Raw genomic sequence first — 7,444 nt, 5'->3', positions numbered from 1 at the left:
ATGTCCTGACCCGTCAGGCCTCCGACGGCACGCTGTGGGTCTACCCCGGCACCGGGAAGCCCGGCATGGAGACCCTCGGCACCCGCTACCAGGCCGGCACCGGCTGGAAGAGCCAGGACGCCATCACCACCGGCGACCTCAACAACGACGGGCGCACCGATGTGTTGTCCCGTCAGGCGTCCGACGGCACGTTGTGGGTCTACCCCGGCACCGGAAAGTCCGGCATGGAGACCTTCGGCACCCGCTACCAGGCCGGCAGGAGCTGGCAGACCCAGAACTTCACCCGTACCGGGGACTTCAACGGTGACGGGCTCACCGATGTCCTGACCCGTCAGGCCTCCGACGGCACGCTGTGGGTCTACCCCGGCACCGGGAAGCCCGGCATGGAGACCCTCGGCACCCGCTACCAGGCCGGTACCGGCTGGGGGCCCTACCGCATCATCTGAGCGGCGGGGACGATCTACGATTCTCCCCCGCACCCCTCTCATGGGTGCGGGGGAAATCCCTGAACCGTCGGCGGTACCGGAGCCGACATCACCCCGGCCGCGGCATCACCGGCGACAACGAGGAGTTCCTGCCCGCCCTCGCGCGGTGTCCCGGGCGGATGATCCGTGTGCACCCGCCCGGGACACCGGGACGGCGGTCAGAACATCGACGACAGGCCGCTGGTGATCGAGGAGACCAGTTCCTTGCCCTCCTCCGCGACCTGCTTCACCACGGGAGCCACCCTCTTGGCGACCGGGGTGACCCACTTGGACTGGCCGTAGGTGACCAGGCTCAGCGCGGTACCGGCCGCGGCCCACATGAACTCGCTGCTGGTGAAGCCGTGTTCGATGCCGGTGAACAGGGTGCTCAGCGCGCCGGCACCCATCGCTATGCCGCCGAAGATGGCCGCGGCCGGGACACCGACGACCGCGAACGGGGGAAAGACGAGGCTGGCGAGCCCCAGGCCGGCGGAGATGAATCCGGCGCCGATGCTGACGTAGTTGAAGGCGTCGGCCCACCAGCCGGCGTCCGAGTACCACTCGTCGTTGTCGCCGCCGCTGCCGTTCTCGTTGACCTCGTCGTTGGTGTCGTTGTCGGCCGGGTTGCTGCCGTTGTTCCGCTGCTCCTGCGCCTTCTCGGCGGCCTCACGGGCGGCCTCGCGGGCCTCCTCCTGGCGCTTCTGGATGACGATGGCGCGTGCCTGGTTGGCCGCGGCGGCCGCCGTGGCCGCGTCCCGGCCCGCTTCGATCGCCGACTGGCGGGCGCTGGCCGCGGACGCCTGGGCGCTGTAGGAGGAGTTCAGGGCCGAACGGGCCGCGTCGATCGCCTTGTTCGCGGAGTAGTTCGCCGAGCGGGCGGCGCTGCGCGCCGTCGACGCGGCAGCCGAGGCCTTGTTCGCCGAGGCCTGCGCGTTCGCGGCCGACTTGTCCGCCGCGTCGGCGTTCTGCCGGGCCTGGTCGGAGTACTGGCCGGCCTTCTCCCCCGCGGCAATGGCCTTGTCGGCCCACTGCTGCGCCTCCGTGGCGGCGTTGCGGGCGTTCGCCGCCACCTGCGACGCCAGTGCCGCGGTCTGCTGCGCCGTGTAGGCGGTCTTGGCCGCGGCGGCGATCGCCCCCTGGATCGCGGCGACGTGGGTGGCGGAGTCGTGGTCGAGCTGGGCCGAGGAGTACTGCACCACCTGGACGAAGTTCCGGCGCATCCACGTCGGCCCCTCCAGGGCGACGTCCCCGTAGGCCTTGGTGTAGTCGCCTCCGCTCGACACCGAGGTCGCGGTCTCGACCGCGTCGTCCTCCCGTACGGCGGCGGGGTAGGCGCGGTCGAAGAAGTCCTGCAACGCCTCCGGGGTGTTCTTGTCCAGTGCGTCGTTGGCCGCCCTGGTGACGGCCTTGCCGGGCTTCTGGTCGAGGATGCGGCCGATCTGCACCCGGTTGTCGTCCTGCGAGGCCCGGATCACCCCGGAGGTGAGGAAGTCGCCCACCGCCGTGGAGCTGCTGCTGGCCAGCGCCGCGTGCGCCGCCGCCGCGATGGCGGGGTTGGACACCTGGGCGATGTAAAGAACGGTCTCCCGGTCGTCCTGGTTCTGGGCGACGGCCCGGTCGAGGTCGAGCCAGGAGAACACGTCGTCGTCGCTGCCGGACAGCGCGAACTGGGCGGCCTCCCGCGTCCACGCCCCCTTGGCGTCGAGCAGCCCGGTGGCGGCCTTGCGGCCCAGGGTGGCAGCGAGCGACAGGTCGCCGTCCGTGAACAGGGCTTTCTCGGCCGCGCTGATCAGGTCCTTGATCGCCTGGCTGGTCTGCGCCTCCTGCGCCCGCTTGTTCGCGTACTCGGCCTGTTCCTCCGCCTCGATCTCGGCCAGCAGCCGGGCCTCGTCCAGCCCCTGCAGCCGCTCCTGCTCAAGTCGCGCCAACTCGGCGTCCCGGGCCGCCTTGGCGACCGCGATGGCGTCCGTGACGGCCTTGGTGGCGGTGTCGGCGGCCTTGACGGCCTCGCCGGCGTGGGCGGTGGACTTGTTCGCGAAGTCGATGGCCTTGCCCGCGTTCGCCACGGCCTCGTCGACGGCGTCGGCGGCCTTCTCGGCATGGGCGGCGGCGGAGTTGGCGGCGTCCCGCGCGACGCTCGCGGCGGAGGCCGCCGTGTTGGCGAGGGCCTGCGCGGTGGAGGCGGCGTTGGTGGCGCGGTTGGCGGCGGCGCTGGCGATGGCGGCCTGGCGCCTGGCCTCGGCGGCCTGCGACTGGGCGACCCCGGACGCGGCCGCGGCCTGCGCGGCGGCGTTGGCGGCGGCCGCGGAGTTGCGGGCCGCCGAGGCGGCCGAGGAACTGGCGCTGACGGACTGCGCGCAGGCGGCCCGCGCGTAGTCGGCGGCCTTGGCAGCGGAACGCGCCTTGGCGGCGGAGTTGCGGGCCGCGACCGCCGCGTCCTTGGCCGCCTGGGTCTTGCTCGCGTCCTTGGAGGCGGCGATGGCCGCGTTGTAGGCACGGGACGCGGCCCCTCCGGCGACCGATGCCGCCTGGGAGGCGGCGGTGGCCGCCCAGGAGGCGCGGCGGGAGGCGTTCACGGCCGCGTTGGAGGCGTTGATGGCGATACGGGCGGCGTTCGCCGCGCCCGTGGCCGCGCCGGCCGCCTTACGGGCCGCCGCGGCGGACTTCTGTACGTCCTCCTTCGCGGCCTCGGCCTCGGCGGCTGCCTTCTCCGCCGCCTTCTTCGCCTCGGCCGCGGCGGCCAGGGCCCGCTCGGACGCCTCGACGGCCAGGTCCGTCTCGGCCTGGGCGCGCTTGCCCTCCCGGTCGACGACCGCGACGAGTTCCTCGATGGTCGCCGACTCCTGGTCGCGGGCGCGCGCGATGTGCTGGCCGGTGTCGAGGAACCACTGAATGTCCGTCGCGGAGCCGTTCAGGGCGCGGTTCGCGTACTTCTGCACCTCCGGCCCGGCCTTGACCAGCATGGCGGCGACCTGGGCCTGCGAGTCCTCCAGGCGGGCGGTGTACTGGCCCTCCGTCAGGAAGGCCTCCAGCGCCGACCGCGTGCCCGTGTCCAGGGCCGCGGACGCCTTGCGCTGCACCGCCTTTCCGCCGGTGGCCGACAGGATGGCGGTGGCGACCTGGAGGTCTTCCAGGAGCGCCGACTCGTATCCGCCCTGGAGGAAGGCCGCGATGGTGCTGTCGCCGCCGTCGAGAGCGGCGGTGGCCTCGCGGCGCAGGCCCTTGCCGGACCGGGACAGGTAAGTGGCGATCGCGACGCGGTTGTCCTCCGTCGTCACCGTGGGCAGGGTCTGGCCGAGGAAGACCTGGATGTCGGCGTCGGTGCCGAAGAGCGCGTCGGCGGCTGCCGCCTTGGTGGCCTTGCCGCCGGTCATCCAGGCCTTGACCACCTTCGCCCGGTCGGTGTTCGGCAGAGTGAGCGGATCGGCCGTCGCGGGCTGTGTCTCGGCGGCGCGGGCCACGGGCGTCCACGCCAGGGGGCTGGCGGCGGCGGCCGTGACGGCGGCGAGCGAGCCGAGGAGCCGTCTGCGACTCCAGAAAATCGTCTGCATAGGAAGTTGTCCTCGTGGTTTCTGTCGGCGAGACAGATCGGCGATCACTGACACGGCAGGCTTCCCCCGCATGCCCGGGCAGTCATGTGTGGCCCCAGTGAGGCGAATGCGTTGCCTGCGCAATGACGTGACCATACCAACGCACGTTCACAGCGCAATCAATTGGGCGCCGCGAACCAAATTCGTCCGAGAAGAGCGCGGCGCGCCTTCGTTATAGGTTCTTTATAAGAGTCCCTACAACCGTTCCCTGGGTGTGACGAGGGTCACATCGCACCACCAACTGCAGTCCGTTTTATGGCCGTTGGCGGAGTGGACAAAGCCAGGCAAGCGAGGTGGCATGTGGGAGGCGAAGCGGCCCCCCGGCTCTTGGGGGGAGCTTTTTTGTACGGGGGAAAACCGATTCCTTCACGCATGCCTTGAACCACGTTACGGACATTCTTTTGGAAGCAACGAGTTGAGGAAAGTGATGAAGTCGCGCACCACATTTGCGGCGCAGCTGCGCCGATTCGCGATACAGCAGCGACGCGGGAGATTTCTGGCCCGCACCCTGGGCACCGCGGCGGTCGGCGCCCTGGCATGGGCCGCCCTGGCGGCCGGCGTCCCCGGCGGATCCCATGCCCCGGCAGGTACTGCCGCGGTGGCCGACGAGGCTCCGGGTTACGCGGTCGAGGACTTCGGCTACCCGCAGGCGGACAAGATCCTCGCCGAGAAGAACATCCTGCTCAAGCGGGGTGACGGCCACATCACGCTCGCCGACTGCGCGACCGGCACCGGTCAACTGGAGGTTCAGGCGCGGGACAGGAGCAAGATCTGCTTCGACGTCAAGGGCAACTCCGGCTGGCTGACCCTGGAACTCCCCTCGGTCTACCTCATCCGCGGCAACGACTACACGACCGAGGCGGACATGACGGTCGGTACCGAGCAGCAGTCGTACGACATCGCCAAGAACGCCTGGACCCCCGTGGGCGAGAGCGCGGACGAACAGGCCCGTGAGTGGACGCTCCTGGAGCTTCGGACCTCCAAGTAGCGCCCCGCCGAGCCCTCCTGCCCGATCCGCCACCACCCACCAGGGAACCGACTTCATGACCTACGCCAGACCCGTGCGCCTCGTCACACTGGCCGCCACCCTGACCTTCGGCTCCGCCGCGCTCGCGGCCGGTTCCGCCGCCGCCGTCACCGGGCCCTCGGTCGGCGCCGCCGACACCACCTACGCCTACACCGCGCAAATCACCGTCGGCGACCACGACCGCGGCTGCTCGGGTGTCCTGGTCGACCGCGAGTGGCTGCTCACCGCGGCCAGCTGCTTCGCCGACGACCCCGCCACGAGCCTGTCCGTGCCCGCCGGCAAGCCGGCCACGAAGACCACCGCCGTCATCGGCCGCTCCGACCTCACCAGCACCGCCGGCGCCGCCCGCGAGATCGTCGAACTGGTCCCGCGTACCGACCGCGACGCGGTACTGGCCCGCCTCAACCGTCCCGTCACGAACGTGTCCCCGATCTCCCTGGCCACCACGGCGCCCACCGCCGGTGAGACCCTCAGCCTCGCCGGCTACGGCCGCACCGCGACCGAATGGGCACCGCTGAGCCTGCACACCGGCACCTTCACCGTGGACGCCCCCGCCACCACGACCGCCTCGGTCACCGGCACGAGCGGCACCGCCGCGTGCAAGGGCGACACGGGCGGTCCCCTGGTCCGGGGCAGCGGTGGCACCGCCCAACTGGCCGCGCTGGCCAGCCGGTCGTACCAGGGCGGCTGCTACGGCATCGACACCGCCGAGACCCGCAGGGACGGCGTCGTCACGCGCGTGGACGACCTCGCCTCCTGGGTGAGCTCCACCACCGGCGCGGTCCGCGTCACCGACTTCAACTGCGACGGCGTCGAGGACATCGCGATCTCCGACCCGCGGGCGACCGTCGGCGGGGTCAGCGCGGCGGGCCTGGTGCGGATCGTCTACGGCGGCGGCAAGGGCACCGCCGAGATCAACCAGAACCTCGACTGGGTTCCCGGCGCCGCCGAGGCCAGCGACTGGTTCGGCGAGTCCCTGGACACCGTCGACTGGAACGAGGACGGCTGCACCGACCTGGTCGTGGGCACCCCGGCCGAGGACATCGGCAACGCGGCCGACTCCGGCATGCTCGACATCCTGCACGGCGCCCCGGGCGGCCTGGGCACCGGCACGGTCAAGAACACCCACTTCGAGGAGGGCTCCGGCACCGGCTCCCTGGACACCGCGGTCGCCCAGGCCGGCGACCGGTTCGGCGACTCCGTCGCGGCCGGCGTCACCGCCGCCGGTGAGCCGTTCGTGGTCAGCGGCGCGCCCGGCGAGACCGTCAGCGGCCAGGCGAAGGCCGGCGCCGCCTTCTACCTCCACGGCACCACCAACATCGTCTTCCACCAGGACAGCACCGACGTGCCCGGCGCCGCGGAGGCGAACGACGGCTTCGGCGGCTCGGTCGCGGCCGACACCAACTTCTTCGCCGTCGGCGCTCCCGGTGAGGCCATCGGCGAGAACGCCGGCGCCGGCACCCTGGCGGTCTTCAGCCACACCCTGACGTCCGCGGGCCTGCCCACCCCGAAGTTCGCGCTCGACCAGGACCTCGACACCGTCTCCGGCGCCGCCGAGGCGGGCGACCAGTTCGGCTACTCCCTCGCCCTGGCCCCGTACCGCCCCTCCGGCGCGACCAGTGCCACCGACTCGATCCTCGCGGTCGGCTCACCCGGTGAGGACCTCGACGTCGCCGGCGTCGACAAGGCCGATGCCGGCATGGCCCAGACCTTCCGCGTCACCGCCGCGGGCACCTTCTCCCAGCTCAATACCATCTCCCAAGGCACCGGCGAGGACGACGTGACCGGCACCGCGGAGGCCGGTGACCGCATGGGCGTCACCCTGACCGCCGTCAACACCGCCCCGCGGGCCCTGAGCACCACCGCCACGATGAAGCTGGCCGTGGGCGTCCCCAACGAGGCCATCGGCACGGCGGCCAACGCGGGCGCGATCCACACCTTCTCCCTGCTGGGCACCCCGGGCGCCAACGACCGCTGGCTGGAGGCGGGCGACGGCGACGGCATCCCCACCGCGCCCGGTGCCGACCAGCAGTTGGGCTCGAGCATCCACTACACCGGCACCAAGCTGTACGTCGGCCTGCCGCTGGGCCCCAGCACCTACGGCACCCTGTACGCCCTGCCCCTGTCCAACGTCACCGCCGGCGGCACCGTCGCCGCGGTCACGACCTACCAGCCCGGCGCGGGCGGCCTGCCGGCAGCCGGCGACCGCTTCGGCTACGCGGCGCGGTGACCCATGAGCCCCTGGGGGCCGGCGATGGCCGGCCCCCAGGGGCTCATCCGGTGCCGGGCGTCGTCGAACGCGCCGAGGCTTCGCCGCCGACGGTGCCCGTCCTCAACTCCGGCGGCACCACCCCGGCGCTTCA

Annotated in this window: 4 protein-coding genes; 3 read left to right on the top strand and 1 reads right to left on the bottom strand. The window is 72.1% G+C overall.

Going from position 1 to position 7,444, the window contains the following annotated elements:
* On the top strand, positions 1-446 hold a 446-nt coding region (locus ACIBK3_RS27505; RefSeq protein WP_399369756.1), incomplete at its 5' end, for an FG-GAP repeat domain-containing protein.
* Between the two features lie 197 nt (positions 447-643).
* Here the strand turns inward: ACIBK3_RS27505 and ACIBK3_RS27500 are convergent.
* Complete coding sequence (locus tag ACIBK3_RS27500) at positions 644-4,015, bottom strand: ALF repeat-containing protein (protein WP_399369754.1); 3,372 nt, start codon at positions 4,013-4,015, stop codon at positions 644-646.
* 466 nt (positions 4,016-4,481) lie between these two features.
* On the opposite strand from ACIBK3_RS27500, the gene ACIBK3_RS27495 reads away from it, so the two are divergent.
* Together ACIBK3_RS27495 and ACIBK3_RS27490 are read left to right on the top strand one after the other, a co-directional pair.
* The gene (locus ACIBK3_RS27495) at positions 4,482-5,042 is read left to right on the top strand and encodes a hypothetical protein (protein WP_399369752.1); all 561 of its coding nucleotides are present in this window, start codon (positions 4,482-4,484) and stop codon (positions 5,040-5,042) included.
* A gap of 55 nt (positions 5,043-5,097) precedes the next feature.
* Positions 5,098-7,311, top strand: a complete 2,214-nt coding sequence (locus ACIBK3_RS27490) for a S1 family peptidase (protein WP_399369750.1) — start codon at positions 5,098-5,100, stop codon at positions 7,309-7,311.
* Positions 7,312-7,444: the final 133 nt, after the last annotated feature.

This window comes from Streptomyces sp. NPDC050287 (assembly GCF_044459385.1).
Classification (GTDB): domain Bacteria; phylum Actinomycetota; class Actinomycetes; order Streptomycetales; family Streptomycetaceae; genus Streptomyces.
The sequence above is the reverse complement of the archived record's forward strand: the minus strand, read 5'-3'. Positions and strand labels throughout refer to the sequence as shown.